Raw genomic sequence first — 21,814 nt, 5'->3', positions numbered from 1 at the left:
CACACTGATGGAAAACACTCGACGAAACGTGCTCGGCGGCCTGGCCGCGCTCGGCGTGGGCGGCCTGCTCAGCGCCTGCGGCACCGCGGCGTCGTCCGGCGGCTCGAACGACTCCGGCAGCGGCTCCGGCGGTGACTCCGGCGGCAGTGGCGTCGGTGCGAAGGTGGGCCACAAGATCATCGGTATCGAGCCCGGCGCAGGACTGACGATGGCGACACAGCGGATGCTCAAGGCCTATGGCCTGTCGGACTGGACCCTGCAGACCTCGACCACCACCACGATGCTCGCTGCGCTGAAGAAGGCCGTCGACGACAAGAAGCCGATCATCGTCACCCTCTGGCGTCCGCACTGGGCCTACAGCGCGTTCCCGATCAAGGACCTGAAGGACCCCAAGGGGGCCATGGGCAAGCCCGACGGCATCTATGCCGTCGGCACCAAGAGCTTCGCCTCCGACTTCCCCGAGGTCGAGGCGATGCTGAAGAACTTCCACATGACCGATGCGGAGCTGGCCCCCCTGGAGGAGCAGGTCTTCCAGAAGCACAAGAGCAAGCCCGAAGCCGGTGTAGCTGCTTGGATGAAGGCGAACAAGAGCTTCGTCGACAAGTTGTCCGAGGGTGTCACCGCCAAGCCGGGCAAGAAGAGCATCCGGATCGGTTACATCAACTGGGACGAGGACGTCGCGACCACACTGATGTGGAAGAAGATCCTGGAGGGCAAGGGCTACTCGGTCAAGACGACCCAGATCTCCGACGCCGGCCCCGTCTACGTCGGCCTGGCCAAGGGTGACATCGATCTCTATCTCGACGCCTGGCTGCCGGCCACCCACAAGACGTATTGGGACAAGTACGGCGACAACCTGACCAAGATCGTCAAGTGGTACGACAGCGCGCCGTTGACGATCGCGGTCCCGAAGTACATGAAGATCGATTCGCTGGAGGACCTGAAGGCCTGATCCGCACTGCGGCGGCCGAGGAGGTCATGCAGCTCCGGTGACCGTCCCGAGACGGGACGGACGTGCCGATGCGGGCGCGAAATCGACTGTCTACCGGTTGATTTCGCGCCCGCTTCGTGCGCTTGGTCACATCTGCGCCGCCCCGGCGAAAATCCACATGCGCCTGTCGGTGCATCCGCGTAGCGTTGACAGGCGATGACCACCACTGCTACCCGAGCCTCCGACGGCACCGTCACCCAGCCGCCGGCCGCTCCCCCACACGACCACCGTCGACAGCTCGGCTGGCGCCGCCTCGCCGGACTGTCCACGATCTTCACGCTGAGCGTGCTCATGGTCGGCACGGTCGCCCAGACCATGGGCACCGTCGTGGCCGGGCGGCTGGCCGCACACCCGACCAGGACCCTGGTCATCCTGCTGGCGGTGTGCGTCGTCGGCGGCGCTGTCCTCGACACCGTCGGCCGCTACTTCTGGGCCTCGATCATCGACCGGGCCGAGGGGGCGCTGCGCGCCGACCTGCTGGACGCCGCTCTGCACCAACCGCTTTCGGCGTTGTCGGAGCAGGCGGTCGGTGAAGTCCTCGACCGCGTCGACGACGACACGCACGAGGTAGGCACCCTGTTGCGCCAGCAGGTATGGCGATTGCTGCAGACCCTCGTCGCGCTGGTGCCGATGTGGCTGATCGCCGGCTTCACCTGGTGGCCGGCCTGGCTGCTCTTCCCGGCCATCGCCAGCGTGACCTTCCTGGTTATCAAGCCCAAGCTGGGCGAGCTCGCCCGCCGCAAGGTCGCCGAGGAGATCTCCTGGACCGACCACGCCGCCGCCCTCGAGGAGAGCATCGCCGGCGCCGACGACCTGCGTACCAGCCTCGGGCAGCCGTTCGCGATCGCGCGGCTGGCCCGCCTGTCGGCGACCATCCACGCACGCTTCAAGAGTGTGCTGGATCTGGAGTGGCTGCTGACCCTGCGGGCCAGCGTGCTGCTGCACGGCCTGCTGGCCGCCGTCGGTCTGGTCGGCATCGCGTTGGTGGCCGGCGGCGGCATGTCGATCGCCGCGGTGGTGACGCTGGTCCTGGTGACCACGACCTTCGTCGGCCAGATCGACATGACCGCTCGGCACCTGCCCGACCTGCAGACCGGCATCGGTGCCCTGATCCGGCTGCGGCAGATGCTGTCGGTCGAACCCGAGCCGGTCGGTGGCGCGGCCCTGCCCGACGCGCCCCTCGACATACGCCTGGACAACCTCGAATTCAGTTACGACGAGGGCTCGTTCGCACTGCAGGACCTCACGTTGCATGTCCCTGCCGGGCACACGGTGGCGCTGGTCGGACGGACCGGATCCGGCAAGTCGACACTCGCGTCGCTGCTGTCGCGGGCGGTGGAGCCGCCGGCCGGCATGGTCTTCCTCGGCGGCGCCGACGTCACGACCCTCGACCTGGCTCGGTTGCGCTCCTCGGTCGGCGTCGTCACCCAGCGCACCGAGCTGCTCGTCGGCACGCTGGCCGAGAACATCGCGCTCTTCGCCGACATACCGCGTGCGACGATCGTCGACGCCGTCGAGCGGCTCGGCCTGACCGACTGGGTCGACGGTCTGCCGGACGGCCTCGACACGGTGCTGGGCGCCAGTGGCACCTCCCTGTCGGCCGGTGAGGAACAGTTGGTCGCCTTCGCGCGCCTGCTGGTCCGGGACGTCCGGGTCGTCGTGCTGGACGAGGCGACCGCCCGGATGGACCCGCTCACCGAGCGACGCGTCGTCTCTGCCGCGGAGCATCTGCTCGCCGGCCGCACCGGTGTGCTGGTCGCCCACCGGCTGAGCACCATCGCCCGGGCCGACCAGGTGGCCGTGCTCGACCGCGGCCGCCTGGTGCAGAGCGGTCCGCGACAGAAGCTGGCCACGGTCGAGGGGCCGTTCCGTTCCCTGCTCGAGGCGTCGGCCGCGCACGAGGTCGAGGAGCACGAGCAGCAGCGGGCCGAGCAGCACCACGGCGGCGCGCCGGACGGCGACCAGGTCGGTGGCCGGCGGCGTTCCGGGCCTGCGCCGGAGAACGTCGACCCCGGTCACGGACCGTCGCTGGCCCGCGGGGTCGCGCACGCGTTGCGCATCACCCCACGGTGGGGCGCGACGGCGATCGGCCTGTTCTTCGGCTCGGCACTGCTGGGTTCGCTCGGCGCCGTCACGGGCCTGGTGTGGGGCAATGCCGTCGAAGACCTGAAGAACGGCCATACGCCGACCACGCTCGGGGTGCTGCTCGTGGTGAGCCTGCTGGCCGGACCGGTGATGCTGTCCGAGGCGATCCGGCGTTACCCGCGCTGGTGGGTCGAAGTGCTGCTGCGCACCCGGATGTCGGTCCTCATCGGGCAGACCCGTGGTCACCGGCTGGCCAAGACCCCACCGGGCGAGGTCATGGGCCGCGCGCTGGACTCCGACCGGTTCGCGATGTATGCCGACCGGTGGGTCGACTTCATCAACGGCCTGCTGATCGCCGTGGTGACCGCCGTCATCGGTGGCACCGTGCTCGCCGGCCTGGTGCTGCTCGGAGTGATGGTCGGCGCCGCGGTCGCCTCGAGCGCGGGCCGGCCGATCGCCGGACGGTCGGCGGCCAAGGCGTCGGAGTCGCGCGCCAACTTCGGTCGTGCGCTCGTGTCGGCGTTGGAGTCGGCTCGGACGGTCAAGCTGGCCGCGCGCACGCCCGAGGTGCATCGGCACCTGCAGCGTGTCGACGGCGGGCGGGTCGATGCGGCGATCTCCGAGCACCGCGTGCGCGCCATCCTCGACGGTGTGCCGATCATCCTGGTGCAGGTGGGTGTCGTCGTGGCCTGGGCAGCCTTCTTCGAGGGCGTGTGGGGCCTGGCGACCGCGATCCTGGTCGCCAATGCGGTGAGCGGGTTCGACTGGTTCGGCCGGGTCGCCGGGTCCGTGGTGACCGAGGCCCCGGGTGCGCGCGCCTGGCAGAAGGCGACCAGCCGGTTCGCCGGTGGCGTCGACCTGGTCAGCCTGTCCCCCGACATCAACCTGCTGGAGGGCACCGCGCCGACACCGCCACCAGTCGAGCGGAACCCGTTGCAGGAGCTGACGGTTCGCGACTTCAGCGCCATACACGACGACGGGACGATCGGTGTGTCCGGCGTCGACCTGACGGTGCGGCGCGGCGAGTTCGTGCTGCTGCTGGGCCAGATCGGCTCGGGCAAGTCGAGCCTGCTCGGCTCGCTGGCGGGGCTGTTGTCCCACACCGGGTCGTTGCAGTGGAACCACGAGGAGATCGCCGACGCACAGGCCTTCCTCCGCCCGGCGCAGGTCGCGCACGTGGCGCAGGTGCCCCGCGTGCTGTCCGGCACCTTCGCCGACAACGTGCAGCTCGGGCACTCCGACCGCCCGTTCACCGGACCGGTCGCCACGGCCCGACTGGCACCCGACGTCGACGCGGCCGGCGGTCCCGACTCGGTGATCGGTCACCGCGGCGTGCGACTGTCCGGCGGGCAGGTGCAGCGTCTCGCGCTGGCCCGCGCGCTGGCGACGGAGAGCGAGTTGCTGCTGGCCGACGACGTGTCGAGTGCGCTGGACGCCAGCACCGAGATCGAGTTGTGGGCCGCCCTGCGCGAGCGGCACACGACGGTCATCGGCGCCACCTCCAAGCGCGCCGCGCTGGCCCAGGCCGACCGGGTCGTCGTGCTCGTCGACGGTGCGGTCACCGACATCGGCCCGTGGTCCCACCTGCGTGCCCGCTGGGATCACCTGGCCGGCTGAGCGTCATACAGCAGGCCGACCGGCGAACGGCCCGGCGGGAGTTGTCCCGCCGGGCCGTGGTGCCGTGTTGGCGATGACCGCAGCGTCTGTTCCGGCGACCGTTGCCGGTTGAGCGCGCGTCAGACTCCGGTGCTCGCGTGCCGCTCCAGGAAGCGGTAGACCTCGGTGTCGTCCACGCCGGGGAAGACGCCCGGCGGCATTGCCGCCAGCAGGTGTGAGTGCACGCGCGCCGACGGCCATGCCTGCCCCGACCACCGGGCCGCCAGGGCACCCGGCGGCTGGTTGCAGCAGCTCGGGTCGGGGCAGCGGGACACCGCGCGTTCGGTCGTCTCGCGCCCGCGCATCCACTTGACGTGCTGGTAGGGCACGCCGACGTTGACCGCGAAGAGGCCGTCCTTGGTCCGGTCCACGACAGCGGTGCACCAGTACGTGCCCGACCGGGTGTCGGTGTAGGCCTGGTAGGCCTGGGAGAGGTCGGGCTGCTCGAAGATGCGCCGCGCGGTCCACGAGCGGCATACGCGTTGTCCCTCGATCGCGCCGGTCGGGTCGGCGGGGAAGCGCACGCCGTCGTTCTCGTACGCCTTGTAGACGACACCGTCCTGACTGATCCGCATGAAGTGCACCGGCAGCCCCAGATGCCGCGTGGCCAGGTTGGTGAAGCGGTGTGCCGCGGTCTCGTAGGAGACCGCGTAGGCGTCGCGCAGGTCCTCGATGGCGATGTCCTTGTCGGCCTTGGCACGCCGCAGGAAGTCGACCGTCTCGTGCTCCGGCATCAGCAGCGCCGCCGCGAAGTAGTTGATCTCCACCCGCTGCGACAGGAACTCGGCGTAGTCGGCCGGCGGCTGGTGTCCGAGGATCAGGTGCCCGACCGCGTGCAACGCCAGCGACCGCGAATCATGTTGCCCTGCCTCGGGTTGCGGCAGGTAGATGCGGTGGTTGTGCAGGTCGGTGACCGTGCGCGTGGAGCCGGGCAGGTCCGAGGTGTGCACGAGTTTGTAGCCCAGGTGTGCGGCGATCCGGTCGACCGCCGCGCGGCTGATCGGGCCACCCGGATGGTGGATGGCCGCCAATAGCTTCCCGGCCTCCTCCTCGATGTCGCCGAAGTAGTTGTCGGCGGCGCGCATGCGCTCGCGCAGCTGTGCGTTGGCGCGCCGGGCGTGCTCGGGCGTCGCCGCGCTGTCCGCTCGCGCCGACGCCATGGCCTCGTGCATGCCGACCAACGCCTCCAACGCCTCGGTCGGCAGCCGCGGACTCACCTTCACCCGTGGCAGCCCGAGCGCTTCGTATGACGGAAGGCGTTGCGCCCGCTCGAGCCGGATCTCCAGGGCCGCACGGCGACTCGGCGGCGCCGTCGACAGCAGGTCCGACAGCGGTGTGTCCAGTTCGGCGGCCAACGCCGAGATCACCGACAGGCGCGGCTCGCGCTTGCCGTTCTCGATCAGCGAGAGTGCCGAGGTCGACATACCGACGGCTTCGGCCACGTCACCCAACGTGCGGCCGGCCTCCTGGCGCACATGACGCACGCGACGCCCGACCGTCAGTGCGTCGGGAGCGTCGGCCGTCTCCTTGACGGCCTGTTTCGCGCGCGGACGGGTCAGCCGACCCGGATCGCGCTCGGGTGAGGCGGATGTCACAGAGGTCATGTTTTTGACACATCCTTCGTCGAACACGGCAGTGAAACTCGCGGCATGGCACGACAGTATCGCAAATTTGGCAGTTTTTTATCCCGATCTCTCTGTCGACAGGGCTGGTGGTTACCCCAAAGTTGGACGCATCGAAGCACCACAGATCGCGAAAGGACCGCAGGAGCTATGAGCACCGAGCAGCAGCCGAGCACCACCGATCAGGAAACCGCCCTGCAGAACGACTGGCACAGCAACCCCCGCTGGGCCGGCGTCAAGCGCGACTACACCGCCGGCGATGTCATCAAGCTGCGCGGCACGGTGCAGGAGGAGTTCACCCTCGCCAAGCGTGGCGCCGAGCAGCTGTGGGACAAGCTGCACACCGAGGACTACGTCAACGCGCTCGGTGCGCTGACCGGCAACCAGGCGGTCCAGCAGGTCAAGGCCGGCCTCAAGGCCATCTACCTGTCCGGGTGGCAGGTCGCCGGTGACGCCAACCTCGCCGGGCAGACCTACCCGGACCAGTCGCTCTACCCGGCCAACTCCGTGCCGGCCGTCGTGCGGCGCATCAACAACGCGTTGCTGCGCGCCGACCAGATCGAGTTCTCCGAGGGCATCAAGACCGTCGACGAATGGATCGTGCCGATCGTCGCCGACGCCGAGGCCGGCTTCGGCGGGCCCCTCAACGCCTTCGAGCTGATGAAGAACATGATCGCGTCCGGCGCCGCGGGTGTGCACTGGGAGGACCAGCTGGCCTCGGAGAAGAAGTGTGGTCACCTCGGCGGCAAGGTGCTGATCCCGACCCAGCAGCACGTGCGCACCCTGAACGCCGCGCGCCTGGCCGCCGACGTCTCCGGCACTCCGTCGGTCATCATCGCCCGCACCGACGCAGAGGCGGCGACCCTGCTGACGGCCGACGTCGACGAGCGCGACCGTGAGTTCCTGACCGGCGAGCGCACCGCCGAGGGTTTCTACAAGGTCCGCAACGGCATCGAGCCGTGCATCGCGCGCGCGAAGGCGTATGCCGAGTACGCCGACCTGATCTGGATGGAGACCGGCACCCCGGACCTGGAGCTGGCCAAGCAGTTCGCCGACGCCGTGCATCAGGACTTCCCCGACCAGATGCTGGCGTACAACTGCAGCCCGTCCTTCAACTGGAAGAAGCACCTGGACGACGACACGATCGCCAAGTTCCAGCGCGAGCTGGGCGCGATGGGCTTCAAGTTCCAGTTCATCACCCTGGCCGGCTTCCACGCGCTCAACTACTCGATGTTCGACCTGGCCCACGGTTACGCCCGCGAGCAGATGAAGGCGTACGTCGAACTGCAGGAGAAGGAGTTCGCCAGCGAGAGCCGCGGCTACACGGCGACCAAGCACCAGCGCGAGGTCGGCACCGGCTACTTCGACCTGGTCTCCACCGCCCTCAACCCCGACAGCGCCACCACCGCACTGAAGGGCTCCACCGAAGCCGCTCAGTTCTGAGGTTCCCCACTTACCCGGGTCTGCGCGGTCACCTGGCTCCGGCCGCGCAGGCTCGGGTAATCCCCCTTCACGAAGTTCTCCGCTCGTACCTCGCTCCGATACTTCGCGCGGACGCCGAGTCCCAGAGCCGCTGTTTCACCGCATTTACAACGAACACCCCGTGACAGCAAGGCAATTCGCAACCCGGAAAGGACACCTGTCATGTGTGAGACCCACGGCACCCCAGTGGTGCACGGCACCCGACACGCACGCTTCGACCAGATCGTGACCCCGGAAGCGCTTGCCTTCGTAGCCACTCTCGACGGCGCGTTCGCCGGCTGCCGCGCCGAACTGCTCGCCGAACGCCGGCGCCGCGCCAAGGACATCGACGCCGGCGCCGACCTGGATTTCCTGCCGGAGACCGCCGCGATCCGTGCCGATCCGACCTGGAAGGTCGCGGCACCCGCGCCCGGGCTGTCCGACCGCCGATGTGAGCTCATCGCCCCCGCGTCCCCGAGCACGGCCGCACACGCGATGAACTCGGGGGCGTCGACCTGGTTGGCGGACCTGGAGGACGGCGTCGCACCCTCCTGGCGCAACATCGTCGACGGCCAGATCACCTTGTATGACGCCATCCGCGGCGACCTTCGCTACACCTCGTCGGAGGGCACGACGCTGACCACCGACGGTGACGGCCCGACCATCATCATGCGGCCGCGCGGCTGGCACTTGTGCGAGAAGCACATCACCATCGACGGGCGGCCGATTTCCGCGTCGCTGTTCGACTTCGGCCTCTACTTCTTCCACAACGCGCAGCAATTGATCGACAACGGCGCCGGACCCTACTTCTACCTGCCCAAGATCGAGTCGCACCTGGAAGCCCGGCTGTGGAACGACGTGTTCGTCCTCGCCCAGCGCGAGCTCGGCATACCGCAGGGCACCATCCGCGCGACGGTGCTGATCGAGACACTGCCGGCGGCGTTCGAGATGGACGAGATCCTCTACGAACTGCGTTCGCACTGCAGCGGATTGAACGCCGGCCGGTGGGACTACATCTTCAGCTACGTGCGCACCTTCGCCCACCGTGGTGACGAGTTCGTGCTGCCGGACCGCGACAAGGTCACCATGACGACGCCGATCCTGCGGTCGTTGACCCAGCTGCTGGTGGCCACCTGCCACAAGCGGTGGGCCTACGCCATCGGCGGTCCGGCCGCGGTCAACCCGACCGGTCAGGACGAGCAGGCCCGGCACCGGGCCCTGGCGCAGGTCACCGCCGAGAAGCAGCGGGAGGCGACCGAGGGCTTCGACGGCTCCTGGGTGGCGCACCCCGCGCTGGTGGAGACCTGCCTGGCGGCATACCGCAGCATCCTGGGCGAGCGCACCGACCAGCGCTCGCTGCGCCAGGCGGTGGGCATCTCGGCACGCGACCTGGTCTCCCTGGAGGGCACGCAGCAGACGATCAGCCTGCACGGCGTGCGCACCAATGTGTCGGTGGCGCTGCGCTACCTGGCCGCGTGGGTCGACGGCAGGGGCGCGCTCACCATCGACAATCTGATGGAAGACGCTGCCACTGTTGAGATCTCGCGTGCCCAGCTGTGGCAGTGGCTGCACCACGAGTCGCAGCTGGCCGAGGGCCCGCAGGTCACCCGGGAGCTGCTGGACCGGGTCATCGACGAGGAGATCGGCAAGCTGACCCGTGGGCAGGACGACATGACCACGGCACGTTACGAAGCGGCCCGCGAGGTGCTCGAGTTCGTCGCACTGAGCGATTACCTGCCCGGCTTCTTCACCAACTACGCCTACGTCCGCTACCTCACCGAACAGGCGTTGCGGATGAAGCCGACCAGCCGGGAAGACTTGCGACAGTCCGAGCAGGTCACGCCGACGGACGATTCGGCCGAGTCGGCCGCCTGACCCCAGCGGCACCGAGCGGCCCAGGACCCGCGGCATCGTTCGCCGGTTCCTGGGCCGCTGCGTGTGTTTGCGATCCTCCCGGCGCAGGCGTGCCGGGATGTGGGACCGTTGGCGCCATGACTGCACGTATGCCGAGCGAGACCTCCGCACAGGACCGCATCTGGATGGCCTTCCCGTCCCAGGGCTACACCCTCGGGGACACCGCGGCCGAGGCCGACGAGGCCCGCTCGACGTGGGCGGCCGTCGCGCACGCCGCGCTGGAGTTCGAGCCGGTGACCATGGTCGTGGACCCCGAGGACGCCGACGTCGCGCGACGCTACCTGTCGGCGGAGATCGACGTCGTCCACACCCCACTGGACGACGCGTGGATGCGCGACATGGGCCCCACGTTCGTGTATGACGACGGCGCGCTCGCCGGGGTGAACTGGATCTTCAACGGCTGGGGGGCGCAGGACTGGGCGACCTGGGACAAGGACGCGAAGGTCGCGACATACGTCCTGGAGCAGGCGCAGGTGCCTCGGATCGACTCGCCGATCGTCAACGAGGGCGGCGGTTTCCACGTCGACGGCGAGGGCACGGTGCTGGTCACCGAGACCGTGCAACTGGACCCGGGACGCAACCCGGACGCCACCAAGGCGGACATCGAGGCCGAACTCGCCCGCACCATCGGCGCCACCCACGTGGTGTGGCTGCCCCGAGGTCTGACCCGCGACTCCCAACGGTTCGGCACCCGCGGGCACGTGGACATCGTGGCGGCGATCCCGTCCCCCGGAGTGCTGTTGCTGCACGACCAGCGCGATCCGGATCACCCGGATCACGCGGTCATGCGCGAGATCGAGGCGGCCCTGCAGCAGACCACCGACGCCGCGGGTCGCGCGTGGGACATCCGCAAGGTGCCTGCGCCGGCCGTGCTCACCGACGACGAAGGGCCGGTCGACTACAGCTATCTCAATCACCTGGTGGTCAACGACGGGGTCATCGCGTGCTCGTTCGACGATGTCCACGACGAGGAGGCAGCCGCCGTGCTCGCCGACGCCTATCCGGGGCGAAGAGTGGTGACGGTCGACGCGCGACCGCTCTTCGCGCGCGGCGGTGGCGTGCACTGCATCACGCAGCAGCAACCGGTCACACCCGACGCCTCGTAGGGCCGCCGACCGCCAGGGTTCGGCCTGCCCCGATCAGCCCGCGAAGGCGGCTCGTGCGATCAGCGAGGCACGGGTCACGGTGCGGGCGTCCACCGGCCGCGACGTGTCGACGTCGATGCGACGGCCGAAGTCGAATGCGCCCGCGTTGCGGTCGATCCAGTCCCAGTCGAGATCCTGCTGCACGGCAGCGTCCGCGCCGTGGACCGCGTGCCGCCGGCCGGCGCGCACTCGGTCGTCGTGCCGGCGGCGAGCGGTGGCGATCGGCAGGTCGCACCACACGTGCGGCACGGTGCGCGGATCGAAGCCGGCGCTGCGCAGTCCGTCTCTCACCCGTCGGTGATCGTCGGGCCACCAGATGCTCTCCACCACCCCACCCACCGGCGAGGCCGCCAGCAGGCGCCATACCAGCTCGCTCGCACCGGGGCCCAGCGGCGAACCGGCGCCGCCGGTGCCCTGCAGGGCGGGCCGCACCGACGGCGGGAGGAGGTCGAAGATCGTTTCCTTGACGGTGTCCTTGGCGAAGAGCGGCAGGCCGAGTTCGGCGGCGATGCGCGGTGCGAGGGTCGACTTGCCGGAGGCGGGAACGCCGTTGACGGCCACCACCATGCGCACCGGTCTGGAGGGAGCGTATGCCGCCGCCGGCCACTCGTCCCGGGTCAGTGCATGCATGACGTGGTCGCGCCACGCGGCGCCGTCCGTGCTCGGCAGCCACAGCATGTCGCGGACCAGCCCCTCGCGGCGGAAGCCCAGAGAGCGCAGCATGCCGGCCGAGGTGGCGTTGCCCGGGCGCACATTGGCCTCCAGGCGGTGCAGGCCCATCCCTTGCGGTGAGCCGGTGAACGCCAGGTTGATGATCTGCCGCAGTCCTTCGGCGAACAAGCCCCTGCCGACATACGGGTCGTAGGCGTCGTAGCCCAGCACACCGCTCTGGAAGCGGCCGCGAACCACGTTGGTGACATTGACCTTCCCGACGATGCCGTGGCTGCCCTCGGCGTCGGCCGCGTGGATCAGGAACGTGCGGTGTTCCTCGCTCTGTCGCTCCAGGTGCCAGTTGATGTCATCGGGGTTGACGGGGTTCCACACGCCGATGCGTGCGGCGGACTGCTGCACCGCCGTCCGGTATGCCGGGACGTCCTCCGGGCGCACCGTGTGCACCCAGACGCGTCGTCCGGAGGATCGCAACGGAGCAAGTCGCCAACTCACCCGAGCATCCTGCCAGGGTCGACGGCGTGATGTTCGGGCACGGCGTGGTCAGACCTGGCGGCCGCGCAGCACGATGTGGCGCGGATCGGCCAGCACGCCGACGTCCTGGCGTGGATCCGCCTGGTAGACCACGAAGTCCGCGCTCTCCCCCTCCTCGATCCCCGGCCGGCCGAGCCATTCGCGGGCTCCCCAGGTGGCGGCGCTGATCGCCTCGACGTTCGTCATGCCGGCGCGGGTCAACTCGGCAACCTCCGCCGCGGCGAGGCCGTGCGGGAGTTGCCCGCCGGCGTCGGTGCCGACCCAGATCGGCACGCCGGCCTCGTGCGCGGCGGCGATGGTGTCGTAGCGCCGGGCATAGAGGTCGCGCATGTGCGCGCCGTATGCCGGGAACTTCGCCTCACCCGCCTCGGCGAACTGGGGGAAGTTCTCGATGTTCACCAGTGTCGGCACGATCGAAATGCCTTGCCGGGCGAACAGATCGATGGAATCGGGCTGGAGTCCGGTGGCGTGTTCGATGCAGTCGGTGCCGGCTGCTGCGAAGTCCAGCAGGGACTCCTCGCCGAAGCAGTGCGCCGTCACCCGGGCACCCTCTTCGTGCGCGGCCTCGATGGCGGCCGCCAGCGCCTCGCGCGGCCAGCAGGGTGACAGGTCGCCACGGTCGCGATCGATCCAGTCACCGACCAGCTTGACCCAGCCGTCGCCGCGGCGGGCCTCCTGCCGCACGTAGACGACGAGGTCCTCGGGCTCGATCTCGTGGGCGAAGTTGCGGATGTAGCGCTTGGTCCGGGCGATGTGCCGGCCGGCGCGAATGATGCGCGGCAGGTCCTCCCGGTCGTCGATCCAGTGCGTGTCCACCGGCGAACCCGCGTCGCGCAGCAGGAGGGCGCCGGCCTCGCGCTCCCGCAGTGCGTGTTGCTCGGTCGTCGCCTTGTCGACGCCGCCGTGCGCCTCCAGCCCGACGTGGCAGTGGGCGTCGACCAGCCCGGGCAATGTGAATCCCTGCACCGTCTGGGCGTTATCGGTCGACTGCGGCGCGGTCCAGCTGATGCGGCCGTCCACCACCCACATCTCGTCGCGAACCTCGTCGGGACCGACCAGGATCTGGCCGGTCACGTGCAGCACCGGGGAGTCCATCGCCATACCGTCGACCCTATCCGTACTTCTGCGCCGAACCGGGCAGGTATGGCACGTGTGCGGCATACGCTGACCACATGCGGGGGCGAGAGCACCAGGACGAGCGGCTGGAGGAGTTCATCGCGGCCCGCAGCCAGGATCTGCATCATGACGCCTACCAGCTGACCGCCGCGCAGGAAACCGCCGAACACCTGGTGGTCACGGTGCTGGCCGACATGCGCCGCGAGCACGTCGACCTGACCCGGGCCGGCGCCGACGCGCGGCTGCGGATGGCACGCGCCGCCGCGCGACACGATGCACCGACCCGGAGCGTCGACGTGTCGCAGCCGCCTCGACGTTTCCAGGTGCTGGCACGGCTCTCGCCCCGACAACGCGCCGTCCTGCTGGCACAGGTCGTCGACAACCATGACGAGCGGGAGACCGCCCGCGCGCTGGGCCTGTCCACCCGGTCCGTCACCGACACCCTCCGCTCGATCCCGTATGACGAACTACCCGGCGCATCCCCGCACTCCGGCGAACTACGGTCTCTACTGGAGGAATTCGGCGACCTCGCCACCACCCCGGGGCCGGCCACCACCCTCACCGATGTGCGGGACGCACCACCGCCCGCACGACGCCCGCGGTGGACGTATGTCGCGGCGCCGCTGGTCATCGTCCTGACGATCGCATCACTGGTGATCACGCAACGCTGGCACGACGATTGGCTGCGCAGCCCGGAAGGCCTGAACCGCGTGCACGGCACGCACTTCCCGGCATACACGCAGGGCTACCGGCTCGTCGACATCCACGAGATCGCCCCGGGGCCTGCGGTGCCCTTCACCGTGAGCGGGGACGCAGCAGTCGCGGTCCAGTGTGCCGTGGACCGTCGGACGCCGACCTTCGTCGCAACGCTGACCAGCCAGTTGGTCGGCACCTTCCAGGCGCAGTGCTCCGGCCGCCGGGCGGGCATGCATCTGGTCCCCGCGCGCGGGGACACCAGTGTCGCCATACATGACTATCGACGCCCGCGTTGGCCGGTGGCGGTCTACCGCAGGGTGCCATGGGACCAATATCCTGTGGCCACAACAGGTTTCGTCGTTGAGCACGATCAGACGCTGCACGGGGAAGACCCGACGACGTCCAGCGGTTCTCCGCTGCAGCCGTCCTCCGCCGGGCACGTTCTGACCCTCGCCGGGAGCGCCGCCGGGCCGAACGGCACGTTCACCGGTCAGCTCGCCATCCCGGCGGACGTCCCAGGGACGAACCTGGTGGTCTCCGGCCTGCTCTCCCCCACCACCACCGGCCGTTTCAAGGTGGCGGTCGCCGGCCGCACGCCATGGACGACATGCGGCGGACACGACCTGACCTACTACGCCGGCCGCACCAACACGTGGTGTGAGTTCGTCGACCGGCGGGTGCCGCAGGTGCCGTTCACCGAGTTCGAGCCGCCGGCGCCGAGCAGCCGCACGCTGCCGGTGACCATCACCGTCGAGCACGCCCGAGGTCCCTGGACACTGCAGATCGTCGCCGACCGCTACAAATTGGACAACGGCGCAGTCGACGACGCCGGATCGGCCCCGCGCAACTGAACCGCCCCCTGCCTCCCGCGAGGAAGTGACGACAGTAGCGACCTTGTCGCCCGAAAGCCCGTTCCGACGCGAGGAAGTGACAACAGTAGCGACCTTGTCGCCCGAACGGTTGCTCAGTCCTTGTCGGCGCCCGGGCCGAGGAACTTCTCGAAACCCTTGGGCAGCTTGAGGTTGGAGAAGTCCTGCTCCTCCTCCTGCTGACCGAAGGCGCTGCCCATCGCCTTGTCGCGTGCAGCGGTCGCCTTGTCCGCTGCCGCCTGCTCCTGCTGGGCGCGCTTGGCCGGGTTGCCGCTCTTGCCCTTCTTCTTCTTGGCCACCTGCTTGCCGCGCTTGCCGCCGCCACCGGGCATCCCCGGCATACCGGGCATGCCGCCGCCGCGGCGCATCTGACGCATCATCTTCTGCGCCTGGCCGAAACGCTCGAGCAACTGGTTGACCTCGGACACGGTCGTGCCGGCACCGCCGGCGATGCGGGCCCGGCGCGAACCGTTGATCTGCTTGGGATGCGTGCGCTCGAAGGGGGTCATCGAGCGCACCATCGCCTCGACCCGGTCGAACTCCCTCTCGTCCAGGGCGTTCAGCTGGTCCTTCATGCCCGCCATACCGGGCATCATGCCCATCAGCGCCTTGAGGTTGCCCATCTTCTTGATGGCCGCCATCTGCTGGAGGAAGTCATCGAAGGTGAAGTCCTCCTCGTCCATGAACTTGCGGGCCATCTCCGCGGCCTGCTGCCGGTCGAAGGCCTTCTCGGCCTGCTCGATCAGCGTGAGTATGTCGCCCATGTCCAGGATGCGCGATGCCATCCGGTCGGGGTGGAAGACCTCGATGTCCTTGGTCTGCTCACCGACCGAGGAGTACATGATCGGCCGCCCGGTGACCGACGCCACCGACAGCGCCGCACCGCCGCGCGCGTCACCGTCCAGCTTGGACAGCACGACACCGGTGAAGTCGACACCCTGCTGGAACGCGAGCGCCGTCTCGATGGCCGCCTGGCCGATCATCGCGTCGATCACGAACAGCACCTCGTCGGGCTGGATCGCCTCACGGATGTCGGCCGCCTGCTTCATCAGCGCCTCGTCCACCGCCAGGCGACCGGCGGTATCGACGATCACCACGTCGTACTGCCGCACCTTGGCCTGACCCACACCCGCCTGGGCGACCCACACCGGGTCGCCGTACGACTGAGTGCCCTCGCCGGTCGCAGCATCGTGCCCACCCTCGTTGCCCCGCTCCGGAGCGAAGCACGGCACGCCGGCGCGCTCGGCGACGACCTCCAGCTGGGTGACCGCGTTGGGGCGCTGCAGGTCCGCTGCGACGAGCACCGGGAAGTGCCCCTTGTCGCGCAGGTGCCGCGCCAGCTTGCCGGCGAACGTCGTCTTACCCGAGCCCTGCAGGCCGGCCAGCATGATGACCGTCGGCGGCCGCTTGGCCAGCTGCAACTCCCGGGTCTGACCGCCGAGGACCTCGATGAGTTCCTCGTTGACGATCTTGACGACCTGCTGCCCGGGGTTGAGCGCCTGGCTCACTTCCGCGCCCAGCGCCCGCTCCCGGACCCGCCCGGTGAACTCGCGCACCACCGGCGTCGCGACATCGGCGTCGATCAGCGCCAGCCGGATGTCGCGGATGGTGGAGTTGATATCGGACTCGGACAGGCGACCCTTGCCCCGGAGGTTCTTGAAGGTCGACGTCAGGCGGTCGGACAGGCTGTTGAACACGCAGGCAAGGTTAACTGACTCGACGATGCGTTCCTCATCCTCGAGTCGGTTCACGAGCCCTTGGCCGGTCATCCGGCCGGCGCGCCATCGCACGCGTCGATGAGCGCCGCGATGATGCGTGCCACCTCCGGCGGCGCGGGCGGCCGGCCGTCGACGGGCACCGCGTAGAAGGTGTCGAGCGTTTGGCCGGCATACGTGGCCACGTGCGCCGATCGTATGGCGAGCCGGTGCGCGGCGAACGTCTCACCGAGATCGCCGAGCAGACCAGGACGGTCCTGCGCGCACACCTCGATGACCAGAGCATCCTCGGAGCCGGCCGGCACGAGCGTCGCCCGCGACGGCGGGGAGCCGTATGCCCGGCGGGGCGGGGCGGTCGCCCGTTCTCGACGCGGCACCCCCTCACGCAGCCGCCGGCCCAGCTGCTCCGCGTCCGGCAGGTCGGCCAGCGGCGCCTCCACCCGCCAGGTGTTGTGCGCGATGCCGCCGGTCGTGCGGATCCGGGCGGCCCGCACCGTCATACCGAACGACGCGAGCACGGCGGCACTGTGCGCGAACAGGCCGGGGCGGTCCCGGTCGGCAATCCGGACGATCGCGCCGGATGCGGTCGCAGTCACCAGCACGTATGGCGCACCGGCGCCGACCCGGGCGCGGATCTGCGCACCGAGCGGCTCGACGCACTCGGGCGCGGCCGGGTGCCGGCCGCTCAATGCGGCACGGCCGTGCTGCGCCAGCCGGTGAACGAGTTCGGCCCGCCAGGCGGTCCAGGCCTGCGGGCCGGCCGCGAGGGCGTCCGCCTCGGTCAGCGCCACCAGCAGCTCGAGCAGGTCGGCGCGTTCCGCCACGGCCGTCACGAGCGCGTGAACGGTCGCTGGGTCGTCCGGGTCCCGGCGGGTCGCGAGGTCCACGGCGGTGAGGTGCTCACGCACCAGCAGCTCCACCGTCCGCACGTCCTCCGGCGGGTAGCCCATCCGCCGCGCGACGTTGCCGGCGACCGGTGCCCCCTCGACCGCGTGGTCGTGCACGCCGGCGATCTTGCCGATGTCGTGCAGCAGTGCGGCGACCAGCAACAGATCCGGCCGCCGCACCCGGTGCCGCAACGCCGCGGCGCGCACCACCGTCTCGACAAGGTGCCGGTCGACGGTGTGCCGGTGCACCGGATTGCGCTGCGGACGGCTGCGCACCGCCGCCCACTCCGGCAGCCAGGCGCCCACGACACCGGCCAGGTCGAGCGTCTCCCAGACCTGCGGCAGGCCGGCGCCGGCCGCGAGCAGATCCACGAACGTCTCTCGGACCTGCTCCGGCCACGGGGCGGGCGGCACCGGCATCGGATCGGTGAGGTTCGCGACGGTGGCCGGCCCCAACGGCAGGCCGTGGCGGGCGGCGGCGCCGGCGGCACGCAGCACCGTCAGCGGACCACCACCACCGACCTCGCGGCGGCCGAGGACCACCTCACCGTCGTGCCGGTAGAGGCCGTGACCGAGCGGGTGCAGCACCGGCCGCCGGGGGCCGGTCCGCAGGGTGCGGGCACGTTGCGACTGGCCGGCCCGCCGGGCGGTGTCCTCCAGCGCATGGGCGATCGCGCGTCCGGCCTGCACGACCGAGGTGAGCAGGGCGTCGGCGTCGTCGTCGCCGAGCAGCGCGGCGACCGCGTCCTGCTCCTGGCGGGTGAGCCGGTCACGCCCGCGGCCGGTGACGACGTGCAACGCGTCCCGCACGTCCAGCAGCCGCGCGTAGGCGGTGTCCACCGCTCCGTGCGGCCGGTCCGCCAGCCAGGTCGCCGCGAGCGCCCGCAGCACCGTCATGTCGCGCAGCCCGCCGGCCGCCTCCTTCAGATCCGGCTCCAGGTCGTGGGTCAGGTCGCCGTGCCGGCGGTGCCGGGTCTGCACCGACTCCAGCAGTTCGGGCAGCCGTCGGCGGGAGTTCGCCCGCCAGTCGTGGGCGATGTCCTGCCGGACCTGGGCGACCAGCAACGGGTCGCCGTTGACGTGCTCGATGTCCAGCAGCCCGATGGCTGCGGTCAGGTCGTCGGCGGCGGTCGCCCGGCACTGCTTCGGCGTGCGCACACTGTGATCGAGGCGAATCCCCTTGTCCCACAACGGATACCACACACGGTCGGCGAATCCCGGCAGGTCGTGTGGTCCGCGACCGTCGTGCAACAGCACCACGTCGTAGTCGGACAAGGGCCCGCTGTCCCCGCGGGCGATGCCGCCGACCACCGCCAGCGCGACACCCGCAGCCGGTGGCTGCGCCTCCTGCCAGACCTGTGTCAGCACTCCCCTGGTGTATGCCGTCAGGCGTGCCCTCCGACGCTGTCCCGCCCCGGCCGTGGCGAAGTCGCGGGTGCCGGCCAGGTCCAACCGTGCCCGGTCGACGCCCATGATCTCGATACGCTCCTTCGTCGCTACTCGATCGGCTGGAGAGTCGCTACTCGATCGGCTAGAGAGCCGAGTCGCCGTGCTCGCCGGTGCGAACCCGCACGACATCCTCGATCGGCAGCACCCAGACCTTGCCGTCGCCGATCCGCCCGGTCTGCGTGGTCTTGACGATGACATCCACCACGCTGCGGACGTCCAGGTCCTCCACGACCACCTCGAGCCGGATCTTCGGCACGAAGTCCACGGCATACTCGGCGCCGCGGTAGACCTCGCTGTGCCCCCGCTGCCGGCCGTAGCCACTGGCTTCGCTGACCGTCATACCGCTGATGCCGTAGGCCTCCAGCGCCTCCTTCACCTCCTCGAGCCGGAACGGCTTGATGATCGCGGTGACGAGTTTCATGCCTGCACCTCTTCCTTGGTCGCCGTGCGGGCCGGCCGCTCCGGCCGGTGCCCGATCCGGCTGGCGGAGAAGACACTGCCGAAGTCGTATGCCGTTTCGGCGTGTTCGGCCTGGTCGATGCCCTCGGCCTCGTCCTCGGCGCTGATCCGCCAGCCCATCGTCACCTTCAGCGCGACGCCGATGACCGTGGTGACCACGCCGGTGTAGAGCAGCGCCACGCAGACGATGGCGAATTGCACGACCAGTTGCCGCCACTCGCCGTACGCCAGGCCCGTGCCGCGGGCGAAGACGCCCAGCGACAGGGTGCCCCACAGGCCGGACACCAGATGGACGCCGACCACGTCGAGCGAGTCGTCGAAGCCGAAACGGAACTTCAGCCCGATCGCGTATGCCGACGCCACCCCCGCCACCGCTCCGACGCCGATCGCACCGAGCGGGGTGACGTTGCCACAGGCCGGTGTGATCGCGACCAGTCCGGCGACGATGCCGGACGCGGCACCGACCGACGTGGCGTGGCCGTCGCGCAGTTTCTCCAGCACCAGCCAGCCGATCATCGCGGCGCACGTCGCGACGGTGGTGTTGACCCACACCAGGGCGGCGGATTCGTTGGCGCCCAAGGCGGATCCGGCGTTGAAGCCATACCAGCCGAACCACAGGATGCCCGAGCCGAGCATCACCAGCGGCACGTTGTGCGGCCGCATCGGTGAGCTGCCGAATCCGGCGCGCTTGCCGATCAGCAGCGCCAGGACCAGACCGGCGATGCCCGCGTTGATGTGCACCACGGTCCCGCCGGCGAAATCGATGGGGGCCACTTTCGCCATACCGTCGGCCGTGCCGAAGAGTTTGGCGGCGATCCCGTCGGCCGACCCGGAAAGCAGGCCACCGCCCCAGACCATGTGCGCCAGCGGGAAATACGCCACGGTGACCCACAGCCCGGAGAACACCAGCCAGGTGGCGAACTTCGCCCGGTCGGCGATCGCACCGCTGATCAGGGCGACGGTGATCGCGGCAAAGGTGAACTGGAATCCGGCGAACACCAGCGTCGGTATGCCGCCCGCCTGCAGCACGGTGCCGCCCGGCTCACCCGGCAGCAGACCGGACAGCCCGAAGAACTGGAACGGACCGGCGAAGATCCCGAGATGGTCGTGGGTGCCGAAGGACATCGAGTAGCCCCACAGCACATAGATGATCCCGATGACGCCCAGCGCTCCGAACGACATCATCATCATGTTGAGCACTCCGCGTGATCGCCCGAGTCCGCCGTAGAACAGCGCGAGCCCGGGGATCGTCATGAAGAGCACCAGGGATGCCGAGATCAGCATCCAGGCCGTGTTGCCGGTGTCGAGTGTCGGTGGCGCCGCCGCCGACAACCCGTGCATCAAGGAGGTCATGCGAAAAACCTTGGCAACGGCCGGTTTCGGTCAGCGTCTCGTGCGTGTTACGGCCGTGTTGCGTGTTCGGCAGTGCGTTACCGGCAGGTTTCGCTCGCCGCGCATAATGGCGGTATGACGTCCCTCGTGCTGCCCGGCCCGGTGCGCCGCATGCACGACGCGGTGCGGCATCGAGCCGCCGTACAACTGCGCGAGCGGGTGGCGGGTGAGGACGCGCAGCGGCGCGCGGACGGCATCTGGGGCAAGCCGGGGCAGCGCTGGTTCACCCCCGATGACCCGATCTGGCGGGTGCACCTGGATGCGTCCATGTTCGTCGCCGGGATCCGCGCACTGCTGTTGCAGTCGTTGCATCCGCTGGCGATGGCCGGGGTCGACCAGCACTCCAACTATCGCGACGACCCGTGGGGTCGGCTGCAGCAGACCAGCAACTTCATCTCCACCACGACGTTCGGCACCATCCCGGACGCGGAGCGCCTCCTGGCGCGGGTGCGCGGCATCCACCGGCGAGTGCACGGCACCTTCGAGGGCGTCGACTACCGCGCCGACGATCCGCACCTGCTGGCCTGGGTGCATGCGGCGGAGGCCGACAGCTTCCTGACCTGCTATCGCGCCTTCGGTGGCGGCACGCTCAGCGACGCCGAGGCCGACACGTATGTCGCTCAGATCGGCTCGGTGTCGAGTCGGCTCGGCTTCGGCGACGCTCCGGCCAGCGTCGCGTCGCTGCGCGAGACGCTCGCGTCATACCGCCCGCAACTGCGGGCGACGCCGGCCGCGCGCGAGGCGTTGCGCTTCATCCTGTGGGAGCCGCCCCTGCCGCCGGCCGCACGGCCGGGCTACCTGAGCCTGGTCGCCGGCGCCATCGGGACCCTTCCGCCATACGCCCGCCGGATGCTGGGCCTGCGGATGCCGCCGGGCGGGGCGGCGTTGCTGCGCGGGGTCGGCGTCGCCGGCGCCAAGGGCGTGCGCTGGATGCTGGCCGACCCGCAGGTGCAGGCCGACCGCCGCGTCAACCAGGCCGCTGAGGCTTTCCGCGACTCCTGACCAGGTATGGCGACAGCGCAGGTCAGGTGACGGCAGAACGAGCCCACTCGCGATGGAGCGACGACTGAGAAGGGGGGGGGGGCCCCACCAAAAAGTTGGGTGTGGGGGCCCCCCCCCGCCGCCCGGGCGCCAAAAAAAAAAACAAAACACCA

Annotated in this window: 14 protein-coding genes; 7 read left to right on the top strand and 7 right to left on the bottom strand. The window is 69.9% G+C overall.

Annotated features, from left to right (window positions below; translation table 11 throughout):
* Positions 1–7 precede the first annotated feature (7 nt).
* Both ACTHL4_RS10850 and ACTHL4_RS10845 read left to right on the top strand, forming a co-directional pair.
* Positions 8–952 (top strand): glycine betaine ABC transporter substrate-binding protein, encoded by a 945-nt coding sequence (locus ACTHL4_RS10850; protein WP_440282777.1) that lies wholly within the window; start codon positions 8–10, stop codon positions 950–952.
* 195 nt (positions 953–1,147) lie between these two features.
* Entirely contained in the window at positions 1,148–4,693 is a 3,546-nt protein-coding gene (locus ACTHL4_RS10845) for an ATP-binding cassette domain-containing protein (RefSeq protein WP_440282776.1), read from the top strand.
* 119 nt (positions 4,694–4,812) lie between these two features.
* Here the strand turns inward: ACTHL4_RS10845 and ACTHL4_RS10840 are convergent, their stop codons facing one another.
* Positions 4,813–6,336: a helix-turn-helix domain-containing protein gene (locus ACTHL4_RS10840; protein WP_440282775.1), complete on the bottom strand. Its 1,524-nt coding sequence runs from the start codon at positions 6,334–6,336 to the stop codon at positions 4,813–4,815.
* 168 nt (positions 6,337–6,504) lie between these two features.
* On the opposite strand from ACTHL4_RS10840, the gene aceA reads away from it, so the two are divergent.
* From aceA to ACTHL4_RS10825, 3 genes are all read left to right on the top strand, one after another.
* Entirely contained in the window at positions 6,505–7,797 is a 1,293-nt protein-coding gene (gene aceA, locus ACTHL4_RS10835) for an isocitrate lyase (RefSeq protein ID WP_440282774.1), read from the top strand.
* 201 nt (positions 7,798–7,998) lie between these two features.
* Entirely contained in the window at positions 7,999–9,690 is a 1,692-nt protein-coding gene (gene aceB / locus ACTHL4_RS10830) for a malate synthase A (RefSeq protein ID WP_440282773.1), read from the top strand.
* Positions 9,691–9,806: 116 nt separating this feature from the next.
* Entirely contained in the window at positions 9,807–10,835 is a 1,029-nt protein-coding gene (locus tag ACTHL4_RS10825; RefSeq protein WP_440282772.1) for an agmatine deiminase family protein, read from the top strand.
* A gap of 33 nt (positions 10,836–10,868) precedes the next feature.
* On the opposite strand, the gene ACTHL4_RS10820 is transcribed toward ACTHL4_RS10825, so the two are convergent.
* Entirely contained in the window at positions 10,869–12,038 is a 1,170-nt protein-coding gene (locus ACTHL4_RS10820; protein WP_440282771.1) for a GNAT family N-acetyltransferase, read from the bottom strand.
* A 48-nt stretch (positions 12,039–12,086) separates the two neighbouring features.
* Positions 12,087–13,172, bottom strand: coding sequence for an amidohydrolase family protein (locus tag ACTHL4_RS10815; RefSeq protein WP_440282805.1), 1,086 nt, complete (start codon positions 13,170–13,172; stop codon positions 12,087–12,089).
* Between the two features lie 77 nt (positions 13,173–13,249).
* Between ACTHL4_RS10815 and ACTHL4_RS10810 the strand changes: the two genes are divergently transcribed.
* A complete protein-coding gene (locus ACTHL4_RS10810; RefSeq protein ID WP_440282770.1) occupies positions 13,250–14,740 on the top strand; it encodes a sigma factor-like helix-turn-helix DNA-binding protein in 1,491 nt (496 codons plus the stop codon).
* Positions 14,741–14,853: 113 nt separating this feature from the next.
* Here ACTHL4_RS10810 and ffh read toward each other — a convergent pair whose 3' ends face one another.
* The 4 genes from ffh to ACTHL4_RS10790 all read right to left on the bottom strand — a co-directional run bounded on the left by ffh (position 14,854) and on the right by ACTHL4_RS10790 (position 20,621).
* On the bottom strand, positions 14,854–16,455 hold the full coding sequence (gene ffh / locus ACTHL4_RS10805; protein ID WP_440282769.1) for a signal recognition particle protein: 1,602 nt from the start codon (positions 16,453–16,455) through the stop codon (positions 14,854–14,856).
* Between the two features lie 68 nt (positions 16,456–16,523).
* Positions 16,524–18,833, bottom strand: a complete 2,310-nt coding sequence (locus ACTHL4_RS10800) for a [protein-PII] uridylyltransferase (protein WP_440282768.1) — start codon at positions 18,831–18,833, stop codon at positions 16,524–16,526.
* A gap of 58 nt (positions 18,834–18,891) precedes the next feature.
* The gene (locus ACTHL4_RS10795) at positions 18,892–19,230 is read right to left on the bottom strand and encodes a P-II family nitrogen regulator (RefSeq protein ID WP_440282767.1); all 339 of its coding nucleotides are present in this window, start codon (positions 19,228–19,230) and stop codon (positions 18,892–18,894) included.
* Entirely contained in the window at positions 19,227–20,621 is a 1,395-nt protein-coding gene (locus ACTHL4_RS10790; RefSeq protein WP_440282766.1) for an ammonium transporter, read from the bottom strand. The genes ACTHL4_RS10795 and ACTHL4_RS10790 overlap by 4 nt, the downstream gene beginning before the upstream one ends.
* Before the next feature lie 114 nt (positions 20,622–20,735).
* On the opposite strand from ACTHL4_RS10790, the gene ACTHL4_RS10785 reads away from it, so the two are divergent.
* Positions 20,736–21,662 carry an oxygenase MpaB family protein gene (locus ACTHL4_RS10785; protein WP_440282765.1) on the top strand — a complete coding sequence of 309 codons (927 nt, stop codon included), beginning with the start codon at positions 20,736–20,738 and terminating at the stop codon, positions 21,660–21,662.
* Positions 21,663–21,814 lie beyond the last annotated feature (152 nt).

The organism is Flexivirga sp. (assembly GCF_051955415.1).
Classification (GTDB): Bacteria; Actinomycetota; Actinomycetes; order Actinomycetales; family Dermatophilaceae; genus Flexivirga.
This window is presented reverse-complemented; position numbering and strand designations above follow the sequence as displayed.